29 protein-coding genes are annotated in these 26225 nt (G+C 60.0%); 13 read left to right on the forward strand and 16 right to left on the reverse strand.

All coding sequences use genetic code 11. The features are described from left to right. Nucleotides 1-90 precede the first annotated feature (90 nt). The 3 genes from BMZ35_RS17985 to BMZ35_RS17995 are packed head-to-tail and all read left to right on the forward strand — an operon-like array spanning nt 91 to nt 1444. A complete protein-coding gene (locus tag BMZ35_RS17985) occupies nt 91-351 on the forward strand; it encodes a PepSY domain-containing protein (RefSeq protein ID WP_093095939.1) in 261 nt (86 codons plus the stop codon). Between the two features lie 55 nt (nt 352-406). Then, nucleotides 407-931, forward strand: a complete 525-nt coding sequence (locus BMZ35_RS17990) for a cytochrome b/b6 domain-containing protein (RefSeq protein ID WP_093095943.1) — start codon at nt 407-409, stop codon at nt 929-931. Between the two features lie 18 nt (nt 932-949). Then, nucleotides 950-1444 carry a helix-turn-helix transcriptional regulator gene (locus tag BMZ35_RS17995; RefSeq protein WP_093095946.1) on the forward strand — a complete coding sequence of 165 codons (495 nt, stop codon included), beginning with the start codon at nt 950-952 and terminating at the stop codon, nt 1442-1444. Nucleotides 1445-1657: 213 nt separating this feature from the next. Here BMZ35_RS17995 and BMZ35_RS18000 read toward each other — a convergent pair whose 3' ends face one another. Then, nucleotides 1658-2530, reverse strand: a complete 873-nt coding sequence (locus BMZ35_RS18000) for a LysR family transcriptional regulator (protein WP_093096184.1) — start codon at nt 2528-2530, stop codon at nt 1658-1660. 99 nt (nt 2531-2629) lie between these two features. On the opposite strand from BMZ35_RS18000, the gene BMZ35_RS18005 reads away from it, so the two are divergent. Beyond that, nucleotides 2630-2911 carry a DUF1330 domain-containing protein gene (locus BMZ35_RS18005; RefSeq protein WP_093095950.1) on the forward strand — a complete coding sequence of 94 codons (282 nt, stop codon included), beginning with the start codon at nt 2630-2632 and terminating at the stop codon, nt 2909-2911. Between the two features lie 70 nt (nt 2912-2981). Beyond that, the gene (locus tag BMZ35_RS18010) at nt 2982-3209 is read left to right on the forward strand and encodes a WGR domain-containing protein (RefSeq protein ID WP_093095953.1); all 228 of its coding nucleotides are present in this window, start codon (nt 2982-2984) and stop codon (nt 3207-3209) included. Here the strand turns inward: BMZ35_RS18010 and BMZ35_RS18015 are convergent. Then, a complete protein-coding gene (locus BMZ35_RS18015) occupies nt 3206-4402 on the reverse strand; it encodes a Zn-dependent hydrolase (protein WP_093095956.1) in 1197 nt (398 codons plus the stop codon). The genes BMZ35_RS18010 and BMZ35_RS18015 overlap by 4 nt on opposite strands. Nucleotides 4403-4527: 125 nt before the next feature. On the opposite strand from BMZ35_RS18015, the gene BMZ35_RS18020 reads away from it, so the two are divergent. Beyond that, complete coding sequence (locus BMZ35_RS18020) at nt 4528-5187, forward strand: histidine phosphatase family protein (RefSeq protein WP_093095959.1); 660 nt, start codon at nt 4528-4530, stop codon at nt 5185-5187. Between the two features lie 51 nt (nt 5188-5238). Here the strand turns inward: BMZ35_RS18020 and BMZ35_RS18025 are convergent, their stop codons facing one another. Continuing rightward, the gene (locus tag BMZ35_RS18025) at nt 5239-5421 is read right to left on the reverse strand and encodes a zinc-finger domain-containing protein (protein ID WP_093096187.1); all 183 of its coding nucleotides are present in this window, start codon (nt 5419-5421) and stop codon (nt 5239-5241) included. 107 nt (nt 5422-5528) lie between these two features. Between BMZ35_RS18025 and BMZ35_RS18030 the strand changes: the two genes are divergently transcribed. Further along, the gene (locus tag BMZ35_RS18030) at nt 5529-6461 is read left to right on the forward strand and encodes an ABC transporter ATP-binding protein (protein ID WP_093095962.1); all 933 of its coding nucleotides are present in this window, start codon (nt 5529-5531) and stop codon (nt 6459-6461) included. A gap of 89 nt (nt 6462-6550) precedes the next feature. Here the strand turns inward: BMZ35_RS18030 and BMZ35_RS18035 are convergent, their stop codons facing one another. After that, nucleotides 6551-8128, reverse strand: coding sequence for a DUF5928 domain-containing protein (locus BMZ35_RS18035; RefSeq protein WP_093095965.1), 1578 nt, complete (start codon nt 8126-8128; stop codon nt 6551-6553). Between the two features lie 143 nt (nt 8129-8271). Here BMZ35_RS18035 and BMZ35_RS18040 point away from each other — a divergent pair, with 143 nt between their 5' ends. After that, nucleotides 8272-9090, forward strand: a complete 819-nt coding sequence (locus BMZ35_RS18040; protein WP_093095970.1) for a sulfotransferase family protein — start codon at nt 8272-8274, stop codon at nt 9088-9090. Nucleotides 9091-9200: 110 nt separating this feature from the next. Here BMZ35_RS18040 and BMZ35_RS18045 read toward each other — a convergent pair whose 3' ends face one another. The 8 genes from BMZ35_RS18045 to BMZ35_RS18080 form a co-directional block, all read right to left on the reverse strand. Beyond that, nucleotides 9201-10355, reverse strand: coding sequence for an ABC transporter substrate-binding protein (locus BMZ35_RS18045; RefSeq protein ID WP_093095973.1), 1155 nt, complete (start codon nt 10353-10355; stop codon nt 9201-9203). Between the two features lie 47 nt (nt 10356-10402). Continuing rightward, a complete protein-coding gene (locus BMZ35_RS18050; protein ID WP_093095976.1) occupies nt 10403-12283 on the reverse strand; it encodes an AMP-dependent synthetase/ligase in 1881 nt (626 codons plus the stop codon). 13 nt (nt 12284-12296) lie between these two features. After that, nucleotides 12297-13070 carry an ABC transporter ATP-binding protein gene (locus tag BMZ35_RS18055; RefSeq protein ID WP_093096017.1) on the reverse strand — a complete coding sequence of 258 codons (774 nt, stop codon included), beginning with the start codon at nt 13068-13070 and terminating at the stop codon, nt 12297-12299. Continuing rightward, the gene (locus BMZ35_RS18060; protein ID WP_093096021.1) at nt 13070-13840 is read right to left on the reverse strand and encodes an ABC transporter ATP-binding protein; all 771 of its coding nucleotides are present in this window, start codon (nt 13838-13840) and stop codon (nt 13070-13072) included. The genes BMZ35_RS18055 and BMZ35_RS18060 overlap by 1 nt, the downstream gene beginning before the upstream one ends. Continuing rightward, nucleotides 13837-14922 (reverse strand): branched-chain amino acid ABC transporter permease, encoded by a 1086-nt coding sequence (locus BMZ35_RS18065; RefSeq protein WP_093096025.1) that lies wholly within the window; start codon nt 14920-14922, stop codon nt 13837-13839. The genes BMZ35_RS18060 and BMZ35_RS18065 overlap by 4 nt, the downstream gene beginning before the upstream one ends. 4 nt (nt 14923-14926) lie before the next feature. Further along, nucleotides 14927-15802 (reverse strand): branched-chain amino acid ABC transporter permease, encoded by an 876-nt coding sequence (locus tag BMZ35_RS18070; RefSeq protein WP_093096029.1) that lies wholly within the window; start codon nt 15800-15802, stop codon nt 14927-14929. A 123-nt stretch (nt 15803-15925) separates the two neighbouring features. Further along, nucleotides 15926-17041, reverse strand: a complete 1116-nt coding sequence (locus BMZ35_RS18075) for an acyl-CoA dehydrogenase family protein (RefSeq protein WP_093096032.1) — start codon at nt 17039-17041, stop codon at nt 15926-15928. A gap of 9 nt (nt 17042-17050) precedes the next feature. Then, a complete protein-coding gene (locus BMZ35_RS18080) occupies nt 17051-18232 on the reverse strand; it encodes an acyl-CoA dehydrogenase family protein (protein WP_093096036.1) in 1182 nt (393 codons plus the stop codon). A gap of 158 nt (nt 18233-18390) precedes the next feature. Between BMZ35_RS18080 and BMZ35_RS18085 the strand changes: the two genes are divergently transcribed. After that, entirely contained in the window at nt 18391-19011 is a 621-nt protein-coding gene (locus BMZ35_RS18085) for a TetR/AcrR family transcriptional regulator (RefSeq protein ID WP_093096039.1), read from the forward strand. Between the two features lie 323 nt (nt 19012-19334). Here BMZ35_RS18085 and BMZ35_RS18090 read toward each other — a convergent pair whose 3' ends face one another. From BMZ35_RS18090 to BMZ35_RS18105, 4 genes are all read right to left on the reverse strand, one after another. Further along, nucleotides 19335-20324: an adenosine kinase gene (locus BMZ35_RS18090; RefSeq protein ID WP_242654848.1), complete on the reverse strand. Its 990-nt coding sequence runs from the start codon at nt 20322-20324 to the stop codon at nt 19335-19337. Next, the gene (nth, locus tag BMZ35_RS18095) at nt 20321-20965 is read right to left on the reverse strand and encodes an endonuclease III (RefSeq protein ID WP_093096043.1); all 645 of its coding nucleotides are present in this window, start codon (nt 20963-20965) and stop codon (nt 20321-20323) included. Before nth ends, BMZ35_RS18090 begins: the two co-directional genes overlap by 4 nt. A 146-nt stretch (nt 20966-21111) precedes the next feature. Next, on the reverse strand, nt 21112-21399 hold the full coding sequence (locus BMZ35_RS18100; protein ID WP_093096047.1) for a hypothetical protein: 288 nt from the start codon (nt 21397-21399) through the stop codon (nt 21112-21114). A 355-nt stretch (nt 21400-21754) separates the two neighbouring features. Then, nucleotides 21755-22543, reverse strand: a complete 789-nt coding sequence (locus BMZ35_RS18105; RefSeq protein WP_093096049.1) for an ion transporter — start codon at nt 22541-22543, stop codon at nt 21755-21757. A gap of 206 nt (nt 22544-22749) precedes the next feature. On the opposite strand from BMZ35_RS18105, the gene BMZ35_RS18110 reads away from it, so the two are divergent. The 4 genes from BMZ35_RS18110 (at nt 22750) to BMZ35_RS18125 (ending at nt 26144) form a co-directional block, all read left to right on the forward strand. After that, the gene (locus BMZ35_RS18110; RefSeq protein ID WP_093096052.1) at nt 22750-23808 is read left to right on the forward strand and encodes a hypothetical protein; all 1059 of its coding nucleotides are present in this window, start codon (nt 22750-22752) and stop codon (nt 23806-23808) included. Nucleotides 23809-23894: 86 nt separating this feature from the next. Continuing rightward, nucleotides 23895-24740, forward strand: a complete 846-nt coding sequence (locus BMZ35_RS18115) for a bifunctional helix-turn-helix domain-containing protein/methylated-DNA--[protein]-cysteine S-methyltransferase (protein ID WP_093096056.1) — start codon at nt 23895-23897, stop codon at nt 24738-24740. Nucleotides 24741-24864: 124 nt separating this feature from the next. Beyond that, nucleotides 24865-25518 carry a YiaD family glycine zipper/OmpA-like lipoprotein gene (locus BMZ35_RS18120; protein ID WP_093096059.1) on the forward strand — a complete coding sequence of 218 codons (654 nt, stop codon included), beginning with the start codon at nt 24865-24867 and terminating at the stop codon, nt 25516-25518. Nucleotides 25519-25604: 86 nt separating this feature from the next. Beyond that, nucleotides 25605-26144 carry an NADPH-dependent FMN reductase gene (locus BMZ35_RS18125; protein WP_093096061.1) on the forward strand — a complete coding sequence of 180 codons (540 nt, stop codon included), beginning with the start codon at nt 25605-25607 and terminating at the stop codon, nt 26142-26144. Nucleotides 26145-26225 lie beyond the last annotated feature (81 nt).

A 26225-nucleotide genomic window follows, 5' to 3' on the forward strand; every position in this document is an offset into this window, starting at 1 on the left:
CAACCCCGGTTGACTGGTCTTGATCGCGGATTGCGCCAACTTCTCTCCTGTCGCGGCGCTCGTGCCCGACCCAAGACAGGAGACCCCAAAATGACATTCAACACACTGCGCGTTGCCGCCCTTGTCACCCTGCTGCCCGTCGCCGTCTGGGCATCGGACTATGCCAAGCCCGGTCTGACGCAAGAAACCGAAGCCCAGATCCGGACCACCCTGAGCGCTCAGGGTTACGACGTGCGCAAGATTGATGACGAGGATGGCCTTTTCGAAGCTTATGCCATGAAAGATGGCAAGCGCCATGAGATCTACCTCGATGCCGATATGAACATCGTGAAGATCGAGTTGGACGATTGACCCTGCCAAGCGGCGGGGACACCTCTCCGCCGCGCCCTCTTTCAAGGACGACACCATGCAGAAACTCAAGGTCTGGGATCCGTTCATCCGGATATTTCATTGGGCCGCCGTAGCCCTGTTTACTGCCAACGCCCTGTTCACGGATGACGAAAGCACCACGCATGAATGGATAGGTTATGCCCTTGGTGCGCTGGTGATTGCCCGCCTGCTCTGGGGTGTCGTCAGCTCCCAATATGCCCGTTTCACCAGCTTTCCACCCAGCCTGGCCGCAGCCGCTTCACAGCTGAGCGATATCGCAAGGGGACGGCATCAGCGCCACCTTGGCCATTCGCCGCTCGGGGCGTGGATGATCTACAACCTTCTGGTGGCGTTGCTGGTCATCGTGGCAAGCGGCCACTTGATGACCACGGACATGTTCTGGGGCACGGAAGGCCCCGAAGAGCTTCATGAATTCGCCGTCACGTGGGCGGAAATCTCGATCGTCATCCATGTCGGGGCAGTGCTCTTTGAAAGCCGCAGGACCGGCGTGAACCTTCCCCGCGCCATGATCACGGGCTACAAGACGATCAGATCCCGCTAATACGAGAGTTTCGTTCAAATGCTGTCGCCCAAGCCGAAACCCCCTGTCGGATTGCTGTTGTTGATTGCGGCGCAGATCATCTGCGCCGTCTTTTTCCTCGCGGACGCGCTTGAGGACCTGCGCGCCTTCGGGCTGGACGCCTTCACCAGTTTCTACCTCCTGGTCGAGATGTCCGCCGCGCTTCTACTCTGTGCCGCGATTATCTTTGAAATCCGTGTGGTACTGGACCTGTTGCGCCGCAAGGCCGCTCTGGAACACAACCTGTCGGTCGCTCAACAGGCCATGCATGACGTTATCGAAGCACATTTCGACGGGTGGAAGTTGACCCCAACGGAACGCGATATTGCGACTTTCCTCGTCAAGGGCATGGCCATCGCGGAAATCGCCACCCTGCGCGGCAGCGCCGAAGGCACCGTCAAGTCCCATCTCAACGCCATTTACCGCAAATCGGGCACCGGCAACCGAGGCGAATTGCTGGCCCTGATCCTCGACAGCGTAATGCAGCCTGATTAGCTCTATATAGCAAGAATCTGCCGACTCCTTCCCATATATAGATTTCTACCACAAAATGAGGTAGAGTGTCCGACATGCACTACTACCACTCCTGCAGGCAATTGCCTTTTCGAGCAGCTGGGGAGTCCGCAGGACAAGAACAAGCGACACACACGGAACACTCCCGACTCCCCGCAGACCTGATCATCGGCTGCGGGGAATTTTTGTGCGCCCTCAGGCGACAAAATCTGCGCGATGCGCCCGAAAATGCGGGACCAGCATGTCGCGAAACGCGGCGACCCGCGCCGACGGCCAGACATCGCGATGCCCTACCACCCAGATATCCGCGTAAGGCGCCGGATCCAGCGCGGGCACCTGCACCAGCCCCGGCGTGACCCTCCCCAAAAACATCGGCATTCGCACCAGCCCCAGCCCGGCCACCGCCGCCCCGACCATGGCGGCCATGTCGTCACAGGTCATTACGACACGGGATTTCGGAAACCGCGCAAGCGCGGCCTTTGGGACATCCTGGAACCGTTCGTAAACGATCCAGTCGACAACCGTCTCCGCCCCTCCGGCCAACCGCGTGGCCCAGGCGGGGGCGGCAAAACTCGCGGTCTGCTGCTCTGAAACCCGCACGCCCATGAGCGCATCCCCCGGATCGCGCGAAATACGCACGGCCAGATCGGCTTCGCGCCGCGTCAGGTCCACCAGTTCATTGGATGCCTTGATGTGAAGATTCACCTCGGGATGCGTCGCGTTGAACCGCGCCATAACTGGCGCTACGTAAGGCCCGATCAAGAGCTGCGGCGCCGTTACCACCAATGCCCCGGACAATCGTTTATCCCCGCCCTGAAGGACGCGCATCAACGACAGCTCCCGTGCCTCCATCTCGGCGGCATACTCCGCCACACGCCGTCCGGCCTCGGTCGCGCGATACCCGTCAGCGAGCCGCTCGAACAGGATCGTATCAAGCGCTTGTTCCGCACGCGCTACACGCCGCGCCACCGTGGTATAATTTATCCCCAACGCCGTTCCGGCCCCGGCAAGTGACGCCTCGCGTACCAGGTAAAGCACCGTTTTGAGATCGTCCCAGTCTGCATTCATGACAAGCATTTTTGCACAAGCAGAATGCAAACTCACGCGTTTTCGCACCCTCCTCCGCCACATAAACTGACGCCACAACCACGCAACTGGAGATGTGAAATGATTTATGCCTATGCCAAACTGACCGTCACCAACCCCGAGGCGCTGGCCGCGTATCGTGAACAGGCCGGTCCGGCTCTGGCCCGCCACGGCGGCAAGGTCGAACAGGGCAGCGCCGAGGCGCTGGTTCTGGATGGCGCACCGGATCTGCCCGACGTCGCCGCCATCCTGTCCTTTCCCGATCGCGCCAGCGCCGAAGGCTGGATCAACGATCCCGACCTTGCGGATGTACACGCCCTGCGCCGCAGCGCGGGTGCATCCGATATCGTGCTTTTGGGCTGAAATAGTCTCGAATTCAGTGCTGAGTCAAAAGCCTATTGCGCGCCGATTCGGGGTGCAATAGGCTTGGATCATGGCCATCTGCATTCTTTACAAGCCATCACTTAAAACCCGGCCGCGTTTCTACCGGGTCGAGATCGCGATGAACCTTTTCGAAGAGGTTTCGGTGATGCGCGAATGGGGCGTTTCGGGCGGCAAAGGGCGCATGATGGTCAACATCTTCGGCAACCTGCGCGAGGCATCGAACGCCGCCGACAGCTTTCGCAACCGCGCCCTGAAACGTGGCTACGAGCGCACCTAGTTCGTCAACCGCGCCACCGCCCCAGCCAGCACGTCCAGCCCCTTGACCAGATCGGCCTCATTCGTGTCTTCGTCGAAGGCGTGACTGATCCCGCCAATCGACGGCACGAACAGCATCGCCACCGGCATGTATTTGGACACGTTCGTGGCATCATGAAGCGCCCCCGAAGGCATCTCCCGCCACGCGCCGGGTGCCTGCGCCTCAGCACTCTCGGCCAGCGCCCCGCGCAGACGCGCATCCATCCTGACCGGTTCCAACCCCAGAAGATCGCCATAGGCCAGCTCAAGACCCCGCGTATCCGCCACGGTCGCAACCGTCTCGCGGATGATCGCCTCCATTTCGGCCAAGCGCGTTGTTGAACTGTCGCGCCACTGCATTGAGAAAGTGACCTGCCCCGGCACGATCGAGCTGGCATTGGGGTGCAGGTTCACATGTCCAATCGTCCAGACCGTGGACGGTGTCACCACCTCCTCGAACGCTGCATTCAGCCGTGTGTTGAACTCGGACAGCGCCTGAAAGGCATCCTTGCGAAGGTGCATCGGCGTGGTTCCGGCGTGGTTCTGTTCTCCGGTCAGGGTGATCCGCATGTCGCGAATGCCGACAATATCGGTCACGACCCCCACCGACTCGCCCGCCTGATCAAGCCACGGTCCCTGCTCGATATGCATCTCGATAAAGCCGGTGAACTGGGCAGGGTCCACCCATGTTCCCGCCAGATGCGCCATCTTCGCCCGCGCCTCGGCAAAGGTGACGCCATCCCGGTCGGTGAACCCCTCCGCCACCTCGAGCGACACCGCCCCCGACCAGACCGTGCTGCCCGTGGTCACGCCAAAACGCCCCTCTTCATCCTGAAAGGACACAACCGAAACGGCAGGGCCACCCGCCTCCTGCGCCGCGCGCGCAATTTCGAGCGCCGCAATCACGCCCAGCGCGCCATCCAGCCAGCCCCCCTCGGGCTGGCTGTCAGAATGCGACCCCAACAACAGTGACGGCCCCTCGGCCAAACCCCAGACCGACCCCACCGGATCAACGTGAACCTTCAACCCGGCATCAGCCATCTGCGCCATCAGCCATTCGCGCGCCGCGATATCGGCCTCTGAATACGCCGGGCGCACCACGCCCTTGCCCACGCCCGAGGCACCAAAGCTGCGCAACTTGTGCAAATCTGCAAGGAATCGATCCGGGTTGATCATGTGAAACGCTCCATCTTCATCTTGCCAAAAATACTCAAACCCGCGCCCACGGCAATCGTCCCGTTTCCCCTCTTTTCCCCGACGGGCTCCTGTCTTACACACAAGGCTTACCAGCGAGGTTCCCAATGCCCCACATCACGCTCGTCCGCCACGGTCAGGCCAACACAGACGCCCGCGACGAAGAAAGCTATGACAAGCTCTCTCCACTGGGCCATCAACAGGCACGCTGGCTTGGGGGCTACATGCAGGACACAGGCGACCGGTTTCAGCGCGTGTATTCCGGCACCATGCGCCGCCACGTGGAAACCGCGACCAGCATGGGCGCCCCCGAACATGCCGCGCTTGTGCAGGACCCGCGCCTCAACGAATTTGCATATTTCACCCTGTCGCAGCTGATGGAAGAGCAGCACGGCCTGACCATCCCAACGGAACGCGAGGGCTTTGTCAGCCACCTGCCGACGGTGCTTGGCGCATGGGAGCGGGGCGAAATCGAAGGCGCCCCGGAAAGCTATGCGGATTTCGCGCAGCGCATTCGTGAGGTCATGGAAGAAATTGCCGCAGGTCAGGGCCGCGCCTTGGTGGTCACGTCTGGCGGATTGATCGGCACCGTTCTGCGGCAGACTCTGGCGCTGGACGTCTCTGGCTGGGCGCAAATGTGCCTTGCGATCATGAACACGTCCGTCCACCGCTGGCAGATGGTGCTAGGCCGACCGCTGCTCACGCAATTCAACAGCGTCGCGCATCTTGAGGACCCCGCACGCCACCACGCACAGACCCATCTTTGAAAGGGCGCGCGCGCCCTTTCAGTGTTTCAAACAAACAATGATGGCAGGAGATCAGGCCGCCTTGTCGGCGTGATCCTTGTGCACGTATTTGCAATCGCAATAGGGGCATTCGACCCAGCCGTGCTCGTTCGGGATCTGCAACCAGACACGCGGATGCCCAAGCGCACCTTCGCCGCCGTCACAGGCCACGCGATAGCTGTCTACAATCTTGGTTTCAGGCGGTTGGATGGTCATTTCTGGCAAGTCCTCTGATTGAATCGCCGACATACCCGGTTGTTGTTCCGGTCCGGTTTCTTTAGGCCCGAATATGATTGAATGCGCAGCCGGGAGCAAGTGCAGCCATGACGCAGAACGCCATCGAGATCCGCGACCTGAAAAAGACCTATCGCGGCAGCAAGGGCGAGCCGGAAAAACACGCGCTCAAGGGGATCAATCTCGACATCCCCGCCGGGTCGATCTTTGGTCTGCTCGGCCCCAACGGCGCGGGTAAATCCACGATGATCAACATCATGGCCGGTCTTGTCACCAAAACCTCGGGCACGGTACGTATCTGGGGTTTTGATCAGGACGAAAACCCGCGCCAGTCCCGCGCCGCGATCGGGGTCATGCCCCAGGAGCTGAACCTTGACCCGTTCTTCTCGCCTCACGGCGCGCTCGAAGTGCAGGCCGGGCTTTATGGCGTCCCCAAATCCCAGCGGCGCAGCGATGAAATCCTCGCCATGGTGGGCCTGAGCGACAAGGCCAACGCCTATGCCCGCACCCTTTCGGGCGGCATGCGCCGTCGCCTGCTTCTGGGCAAGGCGCTGGTGCACAGCCCGCGTGTTCTGGTCCTCGACGAACCGACCGCCGGCGTGGACATCGAACTTCGCCAGATGCTCTGGACCAATATCCGCAAGCTCAACAAGGAACAGGGGATGACCATCATCCTCACCACGCATTACCTCGAAGAAGCCGAGGAAATGTGCGACGAGATCGCCATCATCAACCATGGTGAATTGGTTGCACGGGACAGCACGGCCAACCTCCTGGGCAAGATGGATGCCAAATGCATGGTGATTGATCCGGTCACCCCCCCCGCGCAACTGCCCGCTGCGGACGGGGTCGAGGTCACGCAACGCCCGGATGGCACGCTCGCGCTGGCTTATCACGCCAGCCAGACCACCGCCGAAGACGTGCTGCGCGCCGTGCGCGATGCAGGCATCGCCATTCGCGACGTGAAAACCGAACAGGCCGATCTCGAGGATGTCTTCCTGACCCTGACAAGGGGCCACTGACCCTGCGTCTGTCGAGGCTCAGCTCCGCTGAGCCTCGACCAACAACTGCCAGCCGCCGAACGGCGGCGAAGATGGCGGGAGCCGCTGCCTCAATCCGCAAACAGGTGGTCGGTTTTGGCGATCCGTGTCGCGACATCCTCGGAGACAGACAGGAACGCCATCAGCGCGCTTACCTGATCGGCGGTGTCTTCGCTTTCACGCATCCACCGCACATTCTCGAAACCCGCATCACGAATCCGGTCACTTTCATTCAGAATGTCGCGCCGGATAGTGGGCAACAAGCGCTCAAGCGTTTCACGCGGCGTCTGATCGCCAGCCAATCCGATACGGGTCGCGTGGCCAGTCAGGTAATCGTCGGTGAACTCGCACTGCACCTCGAGCATCCGCGTGACCGAACGGTCATCAAAGAAATCCTGCATCAGGTCCATGTTGGATGGATCGAGACAGATCACCAGCCGGTTCGTATCGTAATAGTCGAACAACATCCGCATCAGCGCGCGTCGATGCCGCGTCCGTTTTTCCAAAGTCGCCTGAATCCCACCAAGATCAGGCAGCGGCGTGCTTTCCTCATTGAAGAGATAGGCAATGGCCGGAATACCGGTTTCCTGCTGAATGCTGGTCAGCATCCGCTTGGCGACGTGCCATTTCTTGCAGACAAGAATCATCAGTTCCCGATCCCTGCCCAGCGTGGATTCCGTTTCCCAGAAGCGACTGGCAAAACGTTTGCCGACGCGCCCGCGGCTGGTCAGGAACTTGAACAGGCTCGGCCCCTCGGCGGAAATCTGGAACTGCGCCCCTTCCTCGGCATATAGCCGCCCCAACCGTTCTTTCAACTCCAGCGCCTCAGGGCTGATCTTGCGGGCAAACAGGTAATCCTGGCTCAGAAGCAGGTCGTAATGGTCGTTGTAAAACGTGAGCGGCATCCCGTAGTCGGTGAACATCAGGAATGTGAGCGTCCGGGTCCGGATGTCCTTGGCTGGCACGAGATGGCGCACGATGGTCTGAAAAAAAGTCTCGTCGGGAATCCATGTAGATCGGAAGAACCGCATGACGTCGCGCCGCTGCTGCGTGAAATGCAACACCGCCTCGATTGTCTGGCGCCGCAAGCACCACCACTGGCTGCCGATCATGACCTGTATGTCCGACGGAATCTCACGCGTCAGACCAAACCGGCGCTGCAGGTTGAACGAGGTATAGAACCGCCATTTCTGCGTTCGCTCGTTGAACCAGTGGCGATAGATCAGCCGCTCGCCCTTCATCCCGGTCTTGATCCAGTCGCTTTCAAAGAAATCGAAGCTTTCGATGAAGTCCACATCATTGTCGTCGAGGAAATCATGGATGTACTCGGACGACTTGATCACCATGCAATCGCCCGACACCATGTAGAAATGCGTGGCGCGGGGAAAGCTGGAGACGGCGGTTTCTACCGCGTAAAGCGTTGCCTGCACCAATGACCATTCGCCCCATCCGCATTTGATCCGCTTGTGGGCAAAGGCCACGTTCGGATTGCTGGCCAGCGCGCTCTGGATCATCTGGAAATGCTCGGCCTTGGCGCTGGCGTCGAAATGGATCGAGATGTAATCGCCCGTCGCTGTCAGGCGTTCGGCCTGTTTGATAATGGCCTCGGGGTCCTTGTGGCACAGCAAGATATACGCAATTTGTGCCATTCCCGAAACCGTAACCCTGCTTGCCCGTTGATTGTTTACCCATTTAATGATGAAGACACGTTGAATAAACAGACTTTATTTGGTTTTTTCGTGGAATTGAGGCACCTGACCTGCAAGTCGGGGCATTTGACGGAGGCAAACACATGGGCTTTCCCGGCACCTGGATGACCGAAAGCGAAAGCGTCGTCTATCGGGTGGTCCCGAAATGTGCCTGTTCGACCATCGGGCAGATCATGTATTTTTCGGACCACGGCGAATTCTTTGACGGTGATATCCACGACGCCACAAGCGGTATGCACAAATGGGCGATCGAAGAAAGCCATCAGCCGATCATGAACAATGTGCGCGAGCACACGTCCTACGCCTTTACCTGTGTGCGCAATCCTTACACGCGTATCCTGTCGTCGTTCTTCGACAAGATCTGCGGCATTCAGCGCAACGGCAAGCGGTATCGCGGAAACCTCGTGCCGATGCTGATCCAGAAATACGGGATCGAGGTCGGCGGCGAAGACGGCAAGGAAGAGTTCGACCAGATCAAGAGCTTCCGCCGCTTTCTTCTGTTTGCCCGTGACACGATCCGCTGGCGGCGCCCGATGGACCCCGACATTCACTGGTCCGCCATGTCAGGACATATCTCGACATTCATCGTGAATGGTGGCCAATACGACAATATTTTCTGGACCGAAGCTTTCAACGACGGCATGCAACAGGTGCTCGACGCGATCGAAACGCCACATGCGGTCGACCTTGCCGCGATCCCGCGTTTCAACGAATCCGAAGGCCACGGCCCCAAACGCGCGCATCCGGTCGAAGACTATTTCGACGACCTGTCCATGCATCTGGTCTATGAAATCTACAAAAAGGATTTCCAGCTCTTCAAATACGATTTCGAAAACCCGGGCAACAAGATGCCCATCGGGGAAATCGACCTTGATGAGGTGCACGCCAAGCTGGGTGACTGAGCGACCAAGGCTCTTGGAAGAGCCTTACCCAAGCGGTTTCAAAACCACTTTGCACCGACAATAAGAAAGGGCGGGGATATCCCCGCCCTTTCGTGCTTCTCCGGCCTGCTTTACTGGCGCGATACCAGCTTCCAGCCGCCACCTTCGACAACCGAGATGGTCACTTCGTCCGCACCGCGGTGGTCGCCCGGGCCATAAGTAATCTGCGCATCGGTCAGTTCGTCAAAGTAATCGAGCGATTCCATGCCTTTGATAAAGGCTTCATGGGTCAGGTCGGGACCAGCCGCCTCAAGCGCGCGTACCAGCGTCTCGGCTGCGGAATACCCCAGCATGGCAAAGCCGCTGGCGGGCTGGTCATACTTGGCCTTGTAATCCGCGATGAACTTGCCAGGCACCGCATCTGCAGCACGCGAGTAAAGGTCCACCCAACCGGCAGCCGCATAAAGGCCATCGGTCACACCGCCCGGCACCATGGCAACCGGCTCAAGGAAGCCTGCCGAGGTGTTCATGAACTTCACGTCGGTCCAGCCCAGCTTCTTGGCCGTCCCCACGACGGTGATGCCCTGACGGACACCCAGCGCCATGGTGACAACGTCACAACCTGCCGATTTCAGCTTGGTCAGCGAGCCGACAAAGTCGAGCTCGTCCGGCTTGTGCGTGGTTTCGCCTGCCATTGTCAGACCAAGCGCGGCGGTCACATCCTTGGTCGAATCGGCGATCTCCTTGCCGAAATCCGACGGGATATACATGGTGCAGACTTCCTGTGCGCCAAACTCACCTGCAAGGTATTTCACACCGACCTGCACCTGGTCCCAATAGCTCGAGAACCCGGTGAACTTGTTGTCCATCGGCTCTGCCAGCATCTCACGTGCCGCCGAAAGCGGGCCGACATTCGGAATACCCTTGGGATCCATCAGCTTGAAGCCCGCAATGTTCATCGGCGTGCCCAGCGACAGGAGCATGGCAAACGCCTTGTCCTTGTTCAGAAGCTTGTTGTAGCCCTGCATCGCGCGCGGGATCTGGTAGCCGTTATCCTCGACAACGAAGCGAATCTTGCGGCCATGCACACCGCCCGCCGCGTTCACTTCGTCGAATTTCATGTTAGCGCCGTTCACAGCCGGAACACCCACCGCGGCAAAGACGCCGCTGAGGTCGTTGACCGAGCCGATCACCACCTCGTCATCGCTCACGCCCTGGGTTTCGGCCAGGCCCTGCGATGCCAGCGCCACCGCGCCCGCCGCAAATGCGGTCATCAGTTTTTTCATGTTTTCCTCCCGTTGGTTACGTGGTCTCCAGCCACATGATTTCTAGTCTAGTACATTTCCTCGATCAGTGCGGAATGTTTCTTTTCAACAAAGCCGCGCTTGAGCTTCATGGTCGCGGTAAGCTCCTCATCTTCCGCGGTCAGAAGCACGTTGATCAGGCGGAAATCCTTGATCTGTTCGACCCGTGCAAAGTCCTTGTTGACCTCCTCCACTTCCTTGCGGATCAGGTCGACAACCTCCTGCGCGGCACAGAGCGAGGCAAAGTCCGAGAACGGCACCTTGCGGTCCTGCGCGAATTTCTCGACGTTTTCCTGATCGATCATGATCAGACAGGTCAGGTATTTGCGCGCATCGCCGATCACCACCGCATCCGAGATATAGTGGCTGAACTTCAACCGGCTCTCGATTTCGGCAGGCGTGATATTCTTGCCCCCAGCCGTGATGATGATGTCTTTCAGGCGCCCGGTGATCGTCAGGAATCCGTCATCGTCCACCTTGCCCACATCCCCGGTGCGCAGCCAGCCATCGTCGGTAAAAGTTTCGGCCGTCTTTTCATTGTTGCGCCAATAGCCCTGGAAATTGTTGAGGCCATAGGTCTGAATCTCGCCATCCTCGGCAATCCGCACCTGAAAACCGGGAACCGCCTTGCCCACCGTGCCAGGCTTGTTGTCATCCGGCAGGTTGATTGTGGCGAGCCCGGTGTTCTCGGTCATGCCATAACCTTCCAGAAGCTGCACGCCAATTGCCCAGTACCACTTGATCAACTCGGGTGAGATCGGCGCCGCCCCGGTGCCGCCGCGCCGCATCCGGTCCATGCCCAGCATTCGCCGCAAGTTTCGCAGCACGAGGAAGTCCCAGATCAGGAAGTTGAGCGCCACCATCGCTGGCACGGGCTTGCGCGCCAGAAGGTAATCGGCCCGTTTCAACCCTGCCTTGACCGCAAGCTTGAAGGCCAGCCGGCCAATGGGCGTGGCTTCCTGCGCCAACACCAGAACCCGCGAATAGACCTTTTCCCAAACCCGCGGCACCGCCGTGAAGTGGCTGGGCGAGACTTCCTGCAGGTTGTCGAACACCGTCTCGGGGCTTTCCGCGAAATTCACGATCGCCTTGCCCGCCAGCGGGAAATACACCGACACGTCCCGTTCAAGGATGTGACAGAGCGGCAGGAAACAAAGCTGTTCATCCCCCGGCATCGTCGGCAGCGCATGTGCGCCCGACACCATCGCGCCAATCACGTTCTCCTGGCTGAGCATCGCGCCCTTGGGCATACCGGTGGTGCCCGAGGTATAGATCAGAAGCCCGGTGTCGCCCGGTTGCGACTTTTCGATCTCCGCCTCGAAATACCCGTGGTTTTCCGCGTCAAACGCACGGCCCGTGTCATAGAGATCGTCGATGAACACGCATTTCTCGTGACGCAGATCGTGCAGGCCCTCTTTTTCAAAGATGATAACCTTGACGACCTGCGGGGCCTGATCCTCGATCTCCAGAAACTTGTCGAGCTGCTCGTCGTTTTCCACGAACAGGAACCGGCTGTCGCTGTCGCGCAAAAGGTATTCCAGCTGGCTGGCCGAGTCGGTGGTATAGACCCCCGACGCGATCCCGCCGACCGCCTGAATACCCATGTCGGCGTAAAGCCATTCCTTGCGGTCCTCGGACAGGATCGACACCACCTCGCCGCGTTCAAGCCCGAGGGCGCGCAGGCCAAGGCCGATCCACTTGGCGTGGTTCCAGTAATCTTTCCACGAATAGGCGCGCCAGATGCCAAGGTCTTTCTCGCGGTGCGCGGTCTTGTCCCCCAATTGTTCACACCGCTTGGCAAACAGCTTGGGCACCGTATCGCAACTGTCCACAAGCGCCGGGCGCTGGCCCGGATTGGCGGTCACGATCACGCCGTTGATCTCGATCTGGTCGGTCGTTTGAATGTTCATGCCAACCCCTCCCTCAGCGCCACGTCTTCTTGCGTTTCCAGCGCCGCTCGCCGCGCGCACCTTCTTCCTGGTGACCCAGGTAGAACGCCTTGATGTCTTCGCTCTCCATCAGCCGATCGGCGCTGCCATCCATCACGATGCGCCCGATCTCCATCACATAGCCCATATCGGCCAGTTCCAGAGCGACCTTGGCGTTCTGTTCCACCAGCATCATGGTCACGCCTTCATCTTCGTTAAGACGCTTCAGGATCGCGAAAATCTCCTGCACCAGCAGCGGCGACAGGCCGAGGGACGGCTCGTCCAACAGCATGATCTTGGGCCGCAGCATCAAACCCCGGCCAATCGCCAGCATCTGCTGTTGCCCCCCAGAAAGCGTACCCGCCTCCTGACCGCGCCGCTCTTTCAGAATGGGAAAATAGTCGAAGACCATTTCCCGGTCCTTCTCGATCTCGGCTTTGTCATTGCGGGTATAGGCCCCCAGCGACAGGTTCTCGTCCACGGTCAAAAGCGGAAACACCTCGCGCCCTTCGGGCACATGCACAATGCCCCGGCGCACGATGGAATGCGGTTCCTTTCCCTGGATTTCCTCTCCCTCGAAAATCACCTGCCCTTTTTCCGGGTCCATGATCCCCGAGATGGTCTTCAAAAGGGTTGACTTGCCCGCGCCATTGGCACCTAGCACGGTCACGACCTGCCCTTTTTCCACCTTCAGGCTTGCGCCCCGGATCGCCATGATCGGGCCGTAAAAGCTTTCAAGGTTCTTCACTTCAAGCACGGTTTCACTCATCACGCGGCCCCCGCACCAAGATAGGCTTCAATCACGGCCGGATCGCTCTGCACCTCTGCAGGCGTTCCCTCGGCCAGCTTCGCGCCATCGGCCAGCGCCAGAACCCTATCGGACACGCCGGACACAAGCCCCATGTCATGTTCCACCATCAGAACGGTGATCCCCATCTGTTTGCGGATATCGTCGATCCACCAACGCATGTCCTGCGTTTCCTCGACCGACAGACCCGAGGCCGGTTCATCGAGCAGCAACAGACGCGGCCCGGTGGCCAGCGCCCGGCCCACCTCGACCACCTTGCGCACACCGTAAGGCAGCCCGGCGATCATCTTGTTGCGATAAGGTTGCAGATCAAGGAAGTCGATGACCTCTTCCACCGCCTCGCGATGGCGCTTTTCCTCGCGCCGCACACGCGGCGTGAACAGCATTTCCTCAAGCATGGTCGTGCGCCGATGCCGATGCCGTCCAACCAGCAGGTTCTGCAGAACAGTCGCGTGATCGAACAGCTCGATGTTCTGAAAAGTCCGCGCGATGCCCAGATCGGCAACCTGATCGGCGTTACGATCCAACAGGTTCTTGCCGTCAAAGGTGATCGACCCGGAATAGGGATCGTAAAACCGCGAGATCAGGTTGAACACGGTGGATTTCCCCGCCCCGTTCGGCCCGACGATGGCATAGACCTCGCCCTCTTCCACGGTAAAGCTCAGATCGTTGACAGCCACCACGCCCCCGAACTTGAGCGTCGCATTCTTGATTTCCAGCAAACTGCTCATCTCAGGCGCTCCGTCTTGAGGTAGGATTTCTGGCGCTTGAACATGTCCTTGCGCGCAAACGGGAACAGCTCGAACCAAATGCGTATCTTCATCCACCGTCCGTAGATGCCCATCGGCTCGAACAGGATAAACAGGATCAGGATCGCCCCGAACACGCCCGTCTCCAGCCCCGGAATGGCCACGCCCCCCCCACCAATGGCGTCCTTCGCGATGGACAGGAATTGCGGCAGGTAGGCAACGACCACAGCGCCGAAGAACGCACCGTGGATCGACCCAAGACCGCCGATGACGATCATCATCAGCAGGGTGATCGAGATTACGATGGAGAAGGTCTCGTTGTTGAACGCCCCTGCGTAGAACCCCATCAGCGCACCCGCAAGCCCGGTGATCCCGCAGGAAATCCCGAACGACGCCGCCTTGGTCCGCGCGATATGCACGCCCATGGCCGTGGCGGATACTTCGCTATCGCGCACGGCGGCAAAGGCCCGCCCCAGCGGCGAGCGCAGCAGATTGCGATAGATCAGCGTGCAGATAATCGTGATTGCCAGCACCAGCCAATAAAACCGATCCGGTGTCGTCCAGCGTTCGATCTCGATGCCGAAGATGGTGATCATCGGGGCAAACTTGCCCGAAACGCCGTCGGTGATCGGCTCCATCAGAACGATCAGGTCATCGGTCAGGATCGACAGGGCAATCGTTGCAATCGCAAGGTAGATCCCGTGCAGGCGCACTGCCGGGATGGCAATAATCGTGCCCACGATCCCGGTCAGGATACCCGCCGCCGGAAACGCGATGAGAAACGGCAACCCCTGCTCCATGAAGATCACGCAGGAATAACAGCCCACCGCCAAAAACGCAGCATGACCGAGGCTTGCCTGCCCGGTCTGCCCGGTCAAAAGCATCAGCCCCAGCCCGGCAATCGCCCAGATCAGAACGTTGGTCACTTCACCCAGATAAAAATCGTCCATGATCCACGGCAGCAACACCGCCACCACGATCAGCGTGGCATAGACAAAGAACGTCCACCAATCGGGAAACAGGCGAATGTCGTGTTCGTAAGAGGTCTTGAAATGTATGCGCATGGGATCAGACCTTCTTCGTGCGGACCTGGCTGAACAGGCCGTGAGGACGGAACACCAAGACAAACAGCAAGAGCGCATAAGGAGCGATCTGACTGTAGCCAGCAGCAAGGTAGCGCGATGCAAAGGGTTCGATCACACCCACGATGAGACCACCTGCCAAGGCACCGGGCAACGAGCCAAACCCGCCGATCACCGCCGCCGCAAACGCCTTGATCCCGAGAAGGCCTGCGTTTGGATCAATCGCGCCTTTCGAGGCAAAAAGAATGCCGGCCACGGCGGCCACGGCCCCCGAGAGGCCCCAGATCATGCCCTGCACCCGCTTGACCGGAACCCCCATGAAATACGCCGCCATCTGGTTCTGAGACGCCGCCTGCATGGCAAGGCCGAGCTTGGTGCGCTGGAAGAACTGGTAGAGGAAGATGGTGAGCAGAACCGTGACGACAATGACCGCCACATCAGCCATACCTAGTACCACACCTCCCAGCCTTATGTCCCCAAGCGCGAGCGGGCTTTCAAGCGTTTGCGGCTCGTGCCCCCAGATCGCCCCGGCAATAAACCGGATCACAAAACCCAGTGCGATGGTCAGGATCACAACCGCCGTCTGGCTCTGTCCAAAAAGATGCCGCAGCACGAAGAAGTCGAGCAGATAACCGAGTACTGCCATGATCGCGATGGCCATTGGTGCCGCCACCCAGAAGGGCAGCCCCATGTAATGCGCATTGGTCAGGCCCAACGTGACAAAGGCCCCCAGCATCATGAAATCGCCCTGGGCGAAGTTCACAGCTTCGGTGGCCTTGTAGATCAGAACGAACCCAAGTGCGATAAGGCCGTAAACACAGCCATTCGCAAGCCCGCTGACGAGCAGTTGCAAAACTTCCATTTATCCTCCCCGTGCCGGTTGTTCCGGCTTTCCTTGGATTCAGTCTCGTCGCTGGCCCCGCGCCCCGTCAAGCATACAGACGGGTATGGTGCCGATCCGCCGTAACGTCACACGTCGCGTTCCTTACAGCCCGCGCTGCCGCAAAAGCCAGTTGGTATGGTGCCCCGCATCCCCGAGAAACTCGGTCAGCGCGCGGTCCCGTTTCATGAAAAGCCCAAGGTCCAACTCGTCGGTCATGCCGATACCGCCATGCATCTGCACACCTTCTTCCGTGGCCTGCCGTCCGGTCGTGGCCGTCTTGGCTTTGGCTGCACGGCTGAGCGCTTCGGCATTTTCCGCGCCAGCGTCCAAAGCGTTCAGAGCAGCGGAAACCAACGACGCGGTCTGCTCGATCTCGCAATAAAGATCAGCCGCGCGATGTTGCAAAGCCTGAAACCGCCCGATCAACGTACCGAACTGTTTGCGCGTGCGCAGGTACTCATTGGTTGTCTCTGCCGCAACACGCGCCACGCCAAGCTGTTCTGCCGCCGTCACCGCACGCCCCGCTGCCAAGGCAGAAGAGAGCGCATTCGCGGCCGCCTCTCCCTCTGCCAAAAGCGCAGAGGCATCCAGCTGCACATCCTCAAGCATCACACTTGCCGCATTGCGATGGTCCAGCAAGATCTGCGCTGCGACTGTCACGCCATCCTGTGTCGGATCCACCCAGAACAGGGCGGGCGCCCCATCCAAAAGCGCAACAACGATCAGCCGATCCGCCCCGAACCCATCCACGACAAAGCTCTTGCGACCACCAAGAACAAATCCGTCGCCTGTCCGGGTCGCGCCTGTCGCAATTCGCTCGGGGCGATGTTTCGCGCCTTCCTCCAAGGCCAGCGCAATCACGGCCTCACCCGCCGCAATCTTTGGCCCCCACTGCGCCGCCACAGGTCCGCCGACCTGCCGCAGGATCGTGGCCGACAGGATCGCGGTCGACAGGAACGGCGCCGCGGTCAGGTTGCGCCCCATCGACTCGGCAATCAGCCCCGCCGCGCGGAAACCAAAATCCGCGCCGCCCATCTCTTCGGGCAAGACGATTCCCATCCAGCCAAGCTCGGCCATGTCCGACAGGATCGCCGGGTCATAGCCCAGCGGCGCACCGGAATCGCGCAACGCACGAAAGGCGCTGATGGAGTGCGACTGCGCCAGAAACCCGTCTGCCGCTTCGGCCACCATCCTGTGATCTTCGCTCAGAATTTCCATCTCTTCCCCTCAGCCCGGCAGTTTCAGAACAGCCTTGGCCAGAATGCCAAGCATGACTTCCGAGGTGCCACCCTCGATGCTGTTGGCCTTGGAGCGCAACCAATCGCGCGCCGCCTGCCCGGCATCGTTGGACGTCCCTTCCCAGACAAGGTCATCCGACCCGCCCGCAGCCACCCGAAGACTCTGGCGCCGCTTGTTCAACTCTGTGCCAAGATATTTGAGCTCGGCCGAGCGCGCGCCAAGCTCCTCGCCCTTGCGCATCATGTCCCGCGCCATGCCCATATGCGCATCAAACGCCATCTCATCGACAAGGAACCGACCCAGATCGGCGCGCAGCATCGGATCGTCCAGCCGACCGCTCTCGTCCAAGCCAATACAGGTAACCGCATCGCTCAGCAGATCCGACTTGGCAAAAAGCGCCACGTCCGATCCGCCAATCATCTCGCGCTCGTGGGTCAGGAGGTATTTGGCAATGGTCCAGCCCTGCCCGCGCTCTCCGACGATCTGATCCTTTGGCACTTTCACAGCATCAAAGAAGGTCTCGCAAAATGGCGATGCTCCGGAGATCAGCTTGATGGGCTTTGTGCTGACTCCTTCGCTTTCCATGTCGAATAGAAGGAAGGAAATACCGGTGTGCTTGCTTTCGTCCGGCTCTGTCCGCACAAGACAGAATATCCAGTCCGCCTTGTCCGCATAGGACGTCCAGATCTTCTGACCTGTCACCTCAAAATAGTCGCCCTTGTCCACGCCCTTGGTCTGCAATGAAGCAAGGTCCGACCCAGCCCCCGGCTCTGAATAGCCCTGGCACCAGCGGATTTCACCACGCGCAATCTGCGGCAGGTAATGGCGTTTCTGGTCCTCGCTGCCAAAGGCCAAAAGCGCCGGCCCCAGCATCCAGATGCCAAAGCTCTGAAGCGGGGGGCGTGCATTGATGCGGCGCATTTCCTCGGCCAGCACCTTTTGCTCCGGCCCTGAAAGTCCGCCGCCACCATATGCCTTCGGCCATGCCGGCACGGTCCATCCGCGCTCTGCCATAACCTGCATCCATTGTTTTTGCGCCGGTGAGCGGTACGTGAAGTTGCGCCCTCCCCAGCAAATGTCGTCTTCGCCCATTGGCTGACGCATCTCGACCGGGCAGTTCGCCTCCAGCCAGTCCCGCGTCTCTTCCCGGAACGCTTCCAGGTTCGACATGATCTGATCCTCCCTGCACCCCGGCTTTCTCTTCCGGAAAACGAGGCATTGCAGGATCAAGCAAGACATACTACTCAGTATGTTGTCAATTGAACGCTCCGCGATTGACGCGGCGTCAGAACCTGCTATCTCCGCGCGCGGTGACGACTGGAGCAGACATGAAAGACCAGATGGCCCCTGTAATGAGCGCTTCGAAGTCCGAAATTCTGGACGCGGCGGCGGTTGTTTTCATGGATCTGGGCGTGGATGTCGCGTCGATCGACGACATCGCACGCCACCTCGGGTCGACCAAGGGCCGGATCTATCACCACTTCGCATCCAAGGGCGTTCTGCTGTCCGAAGTCTGCCTGCGCGCCGCCGATTTCACCTATCGGAAAGTCGCCCTGGTGATCGACCCGGACGCCGCCCCCGACAAAAACCTGCGCAACATGATCCTGGCGCATGTGCCCGAAGTGTTGCGCACCCTGCCCTATCACAAGGTCATTCGACAGACCTACCCGGGCATCAATCAGAAATCGACCACGCAGGTCGAACGCGACCTGCACCAGCGCATCCACGCCGAACGTGATCGTTATGAAGGCCTGTTCCGCGCAGAACTGCGCCGCGGCATGACCGATGGCATTTTCCGTCAGCAAAACGAAACCATCGCCCTTCACGGCATGCTGCTTTTGGTGAACGCGCCCGTGATCTGGTACACGCCCCGCGCTGACGAGCCCGAAGGCTTTGCGCTGGAAATCGCCCGTCAGACCGCCGACATGGCGGTGCGCGCCCTTTCCTGAAGCCCCGGCGCCTGCGGCGGGCAGGCAAGGGGGCCAGCCCCCTCGCAGGAAAATGCGGGCATTTTCCAGCTTCACCCCCGGGGTACTTCTGGAAAAAGAAAGTCCATTAGGACGAGATTAACCAGAATCGCGCTTTCCTTAAGTCGCGGTACAGGCTGGGGAGCCGATGACCGCGAAATGGAAAGTCGCCCTGTTCAAGGCGTAAGCATCGCGCAAAGTCGACCGGCGTGGCGAACAGGGCGCACCCATTCACACTTTCTTTTTCCCAAAATACCCCCGCCGGAGGCTCCCGAAATTTCCTCCAGCGCTGCGGCTTTGTTGGTTCAGCCGATGAGGCCTTCTTTCTGGAAAAGCGCCTTCACATCCGCCTCGGGGCGGGCGCCGTAGTGGCTGATGACCTCGGCGGCAGCGATACAGCCCATACGGCCCGAAACCTCAAGGCTCTGGCCGGTCGCGACACCATAAAGGAACCCGGCGGCGAACTGGTCACCCGCGCCCGTGGCATCCACGGGGACGATTTCGTTCACGGGCACCACGGCCTCTTCATCGCCCTGCACCAGAACCACATCATGTCCCGAACGCGTGCAAACAATCAGACCGCTTTCCGCCGCCGCCTGCTCGAGCGCCGACGAAAGGTCGGTCTGATAAAGCGATTCCCATTCGTGCTGGTTGCCGATCACGAAATCCAGATCGCGCACGAGGCGGCGGAAGTCGTCACGGTGGCGATCGACACAGAACGGATCGCTGAGCGCGATACCGGCCTTGCCGCCGCCGTCACGGCACAGCTTGGCGGCGCGCTCGAAGGCCTCCTTGCCCTTGTCCTTGTCGTAGAGATACCCTTCGAGGAACAAGAGCTGCGCCTGCCCCGCGACATCGTCTGACACATCTTCCGGCCCCAGCTCCGAGGAAATCCCCAAATAGGTGTTCATCGACCGCTCGCCGTCAGGCGATACGAAGATCATCGAGCGCGACGTGGGCAGCTCGCCGCCCGCAACCGGCGCATTCACGAAATTCGTGCCTTCGGCCTGCATCGAAGAGGCATAAAACCGGCCCAGCGCATCATCGTGCACGCGCCCGATAAAACCAGTCGAGAGACCCAACGACCCCAAGCCAGCGACCGTATTCGCCACCGACCCGCCCGGCGCCTGCGTGCGGTTGGTCATGGCGGCATAGAGCATCTCGCCGCGCTCGCGTTCGACCAGCTGCATGATGCCCTTCTCGATCCCCATCAGGTCAAGAAAGCTGTCATCGGATTGCGAAATCACGTCCACGATGGCGTTGCCGATGCCGACAACCTGGTATTTCTGGCTCACAGTTGTTTTTCCTCGAACATGCAGAGATCCCGGATCAGGCAATTGCCGCACATCGGCTTGCGCGCCTTGCAGACATAACGTCCGTGCAGGATCATCCAGTGATGAGCGTGGAGTTGGAAATCCACGGGTATATTGTCTTCGATGGCGCGTTCAACCGCGACCACGTCCTTGCCCGGGCACACGCCCGATCGGTTGCCGAAGCGAAAGATATGCGTATCCACCGCCTGCGCCGGATAACGCCACCACATGTTCAGCACAACGTTGGCGGTCTTGCGCCCCACCCCCGGCAGGCTTTCCAGGGCGGCACGAGAATTGGGCACCTCGCCGCCGTAGTCGTCGACCAGAATGCGCGACAGCTTCATGACGTTCTTGGCCTTGTTGCGATAAAGCCCGATCGTCTTGATGTGCTCGATCAGCGCTTCTTCTCCGAGATCCAGCATTTTCTGCGGCGTATCCGCGATCTTGAACAGTTCAGCGGTGGCGCGATTTACACCGACATCCGTCGCCTGCGCCGACAGGGCCACGGCCACCACCAGCGTATAGGCGTTGACGTGATCCAGCTCGCCCTTGGGCGCCGCGTCCGCCTCATGAAAGCGGGAAAAGATCTCTCGGATCGTGTGATAATCGAGTTGCTTGGCCATGGGCGGCGGTATGCACGGGAACACCCATACTGGCAACCCTTGGCCGGACCAGAGCGGGCCGTGTTCGGGGGGTAGGATATAAAAAGAAGGCCGGAACAATTGTCCGGCCCGGAAATCCTGCATGAATTGGGTGCAAGGCGCGGTGCTCAGCCGTTCAGATTGCGCTGTTGGCGTTCATCCTGTTTCCAGTCACGCTTGTCAGCACCGACAAGTCCTTCGCTCGCGCGGCAGTCCTGACGATCACCGCGGCGATCCTGACGGTCGTCCATCCGGTCTGAACGACGATCCTGACGGCGCTGCATGCCGGCGGTCTGGGCCACTTCGAAGGGTACAAAGCTTGCTTCCGACGCCGAAACGCTGGGGGCGGTGAAGGAAACCACGGCGAGCGAAACTGCGGCGGCGGCGGTGACGGTTATTGCGACTTGTGCGAACATGGTGAGACCTCTCTTCTCTGGAGTGTGATCTTGTTGGCTATGTTGCCTTACACATCAAAAGTTGAGGGCATGTGCGGATATTGCGTTGGTTTTTGAGACGTTTTGATTGGAATACGGGAAATATTCTTAGACTTTCCACTATCTGGGCTCCGCACAAAAAAGAAGGCCGGGCTTTTGTCCCGGCCTGAAGTCTTGCATGAATTGAAAACCCGAGGCCCTGGCTGGATCAGCCGCGTGCCCCATCGTCTTCATAGCAGATATAGCCAGCCTGCCCTTGAAACGGATGTTATTTCAGGCCGGAATTTTTGGATTTCAGGACCGCAGAAAATTGCTTCGGAACGCACCGAAACAGGTCTCAGCCGGATTTGCCGCGCGGGGTATCCTTGAGGAGCTTCTCGATGTCGTTGAGACGCGCCAGAACCTCATCCCGGTAGTCATCCGTGCGCTGGTCGGCCTCGACATGATGCGCATCCTGCATCGAGTTCACCACCAGACCCACAACAAGGTTCAGCACGATAAAGGTCGTCAGCAGGATGAAGGGCACAAAGAACAGCCACGCATAGGTATAGGTTGCCATCACAGGACGCACGATCCCCATCGACCAACTCTCCAGCGTCATGATCTGGAACAGGGAATAGGCCGACCGCCCCAGCGTTCCGAACCAATCAGGAAAGGCCGCCCCAAACAGTTTCGTCGCCATGACCGCGCCGATGTAAAAGATGAGCGTCATCAAGAGAAAGACCGACCCCATCCCCGGCAACGCATTGATTAGCCCCTCGATCACACGGCGCAGCGACGGTGCCACTGACACCACCCGCAAAAGCCGCAGGATGCGCAGCGCCCGCAAAACCGCAAGACCCTGCGCCGCCGGAACAAGCGCGATGCCGACAATCACGAAATCAAACAGGTTCCACCCGTTTCGGAAAAACTGTGCCCGCTGCACGAATAGCTTGGCCAATATCTCGACCACAAAAATCGCAAGACACACACCATCCAGCGTCACCAGCAACGGTCCGGCCACCTCTATCGCCGTCTGCGAGGTCTCCAGCCCGAGAATGATCGCATTGAACAGGATCACACCCAGAATGGTATTGCGAAACGCCTGCGTGTCGATGAATGCGCCAATACGGTCTCGGAGCGTCATGAAAGGGATCCAGTTGTCAGCAAATTGTATCTCTGTGCGGTTTCATATGGGCCATCCGCCCACGGTGACAACCCGGACATGCGGGTTTGTCGACAACAGTTTCCCTTTCTGTACTCAAGCCATCTTGGTCGAGCGCCTCTTTGGTGGCAATCTGGTTGCGACGCACCACCGCAACGCGAGCCGAAAACATATCGCAGGAGACGACCATGCAGCATCGACAGAAACTTCTTGGAACTACCCTTGCGCTCGCCACGGCATTTTGCACGCAGGCCGCCCATGCAGAGGACAACAACCCGCTGAGTTTTGACTTGGGCGCCGGGAACAACCTGACATTTTACGGCTACATCAAAGGCACCTATATCAAGGACTATGATTTCGATCTGGGCGACACCACCAAGGGCTTGGCGACGATCGGGCTGCCCGGTGGATCGCCTGCCGGAGAACATGAACGCACGCATCTCAAGGAAACCCGGATTGGCCTGACCTACACGGCGCCGGATCTGCTGATCAAACTGGAAGGCGACTTTTTTGGAGCGGATGGCCTGCGCACACGACTGGCCTATGTCGATTTCTTCGGGGTCCGCGTCGGTCAGGACTGGTCCAACTTCATGTCACTGGAAAACCTTGGCCCCACTGTCGACTTCCAGGGACCGGCCGGTGTTCCCTTTGCCCGCTTACTGCAGGCCCGCTACACTTATGCGCCCACCCCCGATTGGACCTTCTCGGCCTCTGTCGAGGAAGATGTGGGCAACAATGACGATCCCCATTTCACCCTTGCAGCTCGGCGCGGTTTTGACGGCGGCATGGTACGCCTTGCCGGACTGTATCGCGACACCACGATTGGCGGCACGCCCGTGGAAGGCTGGGGTCTGAGCCTCGGGGCAACCTATGATGTCTGGCAGGGGGGCACCCTGGCGGGGATTTACACCACCGGCGAAGGCATTTCGGACATTCTCGCCTTCGGTCTGTCAGGCAACGCGCTGGTATCTGGCGGCAAGACAGTGGGGGTCAACGCGGTTTCAGTCAGCCTGAAACAACAGATTTCCGAAAAACTCACCGTCGCCGCCACGCTGGGCATGACAGATCTGGACACCGCCGCCGGGACCGACACCAAGAAACTGACGACCGTGCACCTGTCGGCCTATTACAATGCCACCAAGAACCTGCAACTGGGCTTGGAATATTTCACCGGCACGCGCAAACAGGGCAACGGCACATCCTTCGATGCCGACCGTGTGACGGCAGCGGTGAAATACACGTTCTGAACCTCTGAGCTTTGCTCAAGAAACGGGTCGCCTGTTGCGGGCGGCCTCCCTATTCTGTTGTCTCGTGACAGAGCAGGAGACATGCCATGAGCGACATGGAACAAGGCTATCACTTCAACGTCATGCGCCGCGCCATCGAGCTGATCGACGCGGGCGGCGAGTCCATGACGCTTGAAGAACTGGCGCAGGCCATGGACATGAGCCCGGCGCATTTCCAGCGCCTGTTTACCAAATGGGCGGGCGTATCGCCGAAACGGTTTCAGCAATACCTGACCCTCGGCCACGCCAAGGCTTTGCTGCACGATCACTTCACAACCCTGGAAACCTCAAATGCCGTGGGCCTATCCGGTTCGGGACGGCTGCACGACCTGTTCCTGCGCTGGGAGGCGATGAGCCCCGGCGAGTTCGCCAAGCGCGGCGACGGGCTGACGATCTATTGGGGTTGGTTTGACAGCCCGTTCGGCCTGTCGTTGGTGATGGGTACCGAAAAAGGCATCTGCGGCATCGGCTTTGCCGCCGAAACCGGCGAAGAGTCGACCATGCAGGACCTGCTGTCGCGCTGGCCCAAGGCCCGTTTTGTCGAAGACCCGATGTTTCTGCGCCCTTGGGTTCTTGCAGCCTATAACGCCCAGAGCGGGGACCTCGACAAGGTGCCGGTCTACATGATCGGGTCGGCCTTGCAGATCAAGGTCTGGGAAGCGCTGATGCGTATCCCCTCGGGGCAGGTCTCGACCTATTCCGAGATCGCGCGCGTGATCGGCAACCCGCAGGCGGTGCGCGCCGTGGGAACAGCCGTGGGCCGCAACCCGGTCAGCTGGCTGATCCCCTGCCATCGCGCGATGCGCAAATCCGGCGGGCTTGGGGGGTATCACTGGGGCCTGCCGGTCAAACGCGCCCTGCTCGCCTATGAATCGGCCCGCGCCGAGGCCTGATTTCGGGGCTGATATCGGCACCGAACCGCCGACATTTGATCAAGCAGGCTTGGGATGTGGCAAGTGATCGGCTATATTGCGCCGAAAGCCGCGCCAAAAGCGGCGCAAGATCTGAGGCAACGAGATGACAAGACTTCCCCTGACCCTGTGCGCTGTGTCCGTATTGGCCGTATCGGCCTGTACCGATCCCGGCTATGTGACCGGCAGCTACGAAGAGCGCAGCGAGAAACGCAACACCCAGACGGGGGCCATACTTGGCGGCATCCTTGGGGCGGGGGCCGCCGTGGCGGTTGATGGAAACCCGGTCGTGGGGGCCGCGATTGGTGCCGGGGTCGGAGCGCTCATCGGGGCCGACCTCGATCGCCAGGAAAAGGAATTACGCGCCTCTCTGGACGACGATGTGCGCATCGAAAACACGGGCGACCGCCTGATCCTGACCATGCCGCAGGACATTCTGTTCAATATCGACAGCGACGTGGTCAGCGCGAGTCTGCGTGACGACCTTCTGAAGGTTGCCAACAGCCTCAACAAGTATCCCGGCACCACCGTGCAGGTTCTGGGCCACACCGACAACACCGGGTCGGCCACCCACAACCAGGCGCTTTCGGAACGCCGCGCCAATGCGGTTGCAGATGTGCTGATGGAGGGCGGCGTGCCCTTTGGCCGGATCCAGGCGATTGGGCGCGGCGAGGATCAACCCCTTGCCTCGAACCTGAACGAGGAAGGCCGCCGCCAGAACCGCCGGGTGGAAATCGTGATCCTGCCCAACGCGACCTGATCTGACGGTCAATTGCTTGGCCACCGGTTGCAGCGGTGGCCACGCGCCTTACATAAAGCGGACCGTTTTCAAAAACAGGTGCGCACATGCCCCATACCCTCCTCGGCCTTTCCGGCGCCTTGCGCACCGGCTCGACCAACCGCAAACTGCTGCGCGAAGCAGCCCGGCTTTATGGGGCGGACAGCTATATCGAGGCCGATCTCGACCTGCCGCTCTATGATGGGGATGACGAAGACCGGGACGGTATTCCCGAGGCTGTGAACCTCTTGATCCGCCAATTGTCCGAGGCCGACGCGGTTCTGATCGCGACGCCCGAATATAATGGCGGCATCACTGGCGTTCTGAAAAACGCGCTCGACTGGATCAGCCGCCATTCCGAAAAACCGCTGGTCGGCAAACCCGTCGCCGTGATGAGCGCTGCCGCGGGCCGCGCCGGCGGCGTGCGCGGACAAACCATGCTGCGCACCTGTCTCGTCCCGTTCCGCCCCCGCATCGCGCTGGCGTCCGAAGTTGGCATCGCCGACAGCGGCAACGCCTTTGATGCGGACGGCAAGCTGATCAGCGATCGTTACGCGGCCAGTGTACAAACCCTCATGGACACGCTGCGCGCCGAGGTCGACGGCTAGGCGCGGCGCGCCCGCCCTCTTCGTGGTTTAGCGGCCCCTGCCAGAGGTTGGGCGTGGCTCAGCAAAGCTGAGCCTGTTTTT

Source organism: Shimia aestuarii, assembly GCF_900114635.1.
In the GTDB taxonomy this organism is placed as follows: domain Bacteria; phylum Pseudomonadota; class Alphaproteobacteria; order Rhodobacterales; family Rhodobacteraceae; genus Shimia; species Shimia aestuarii.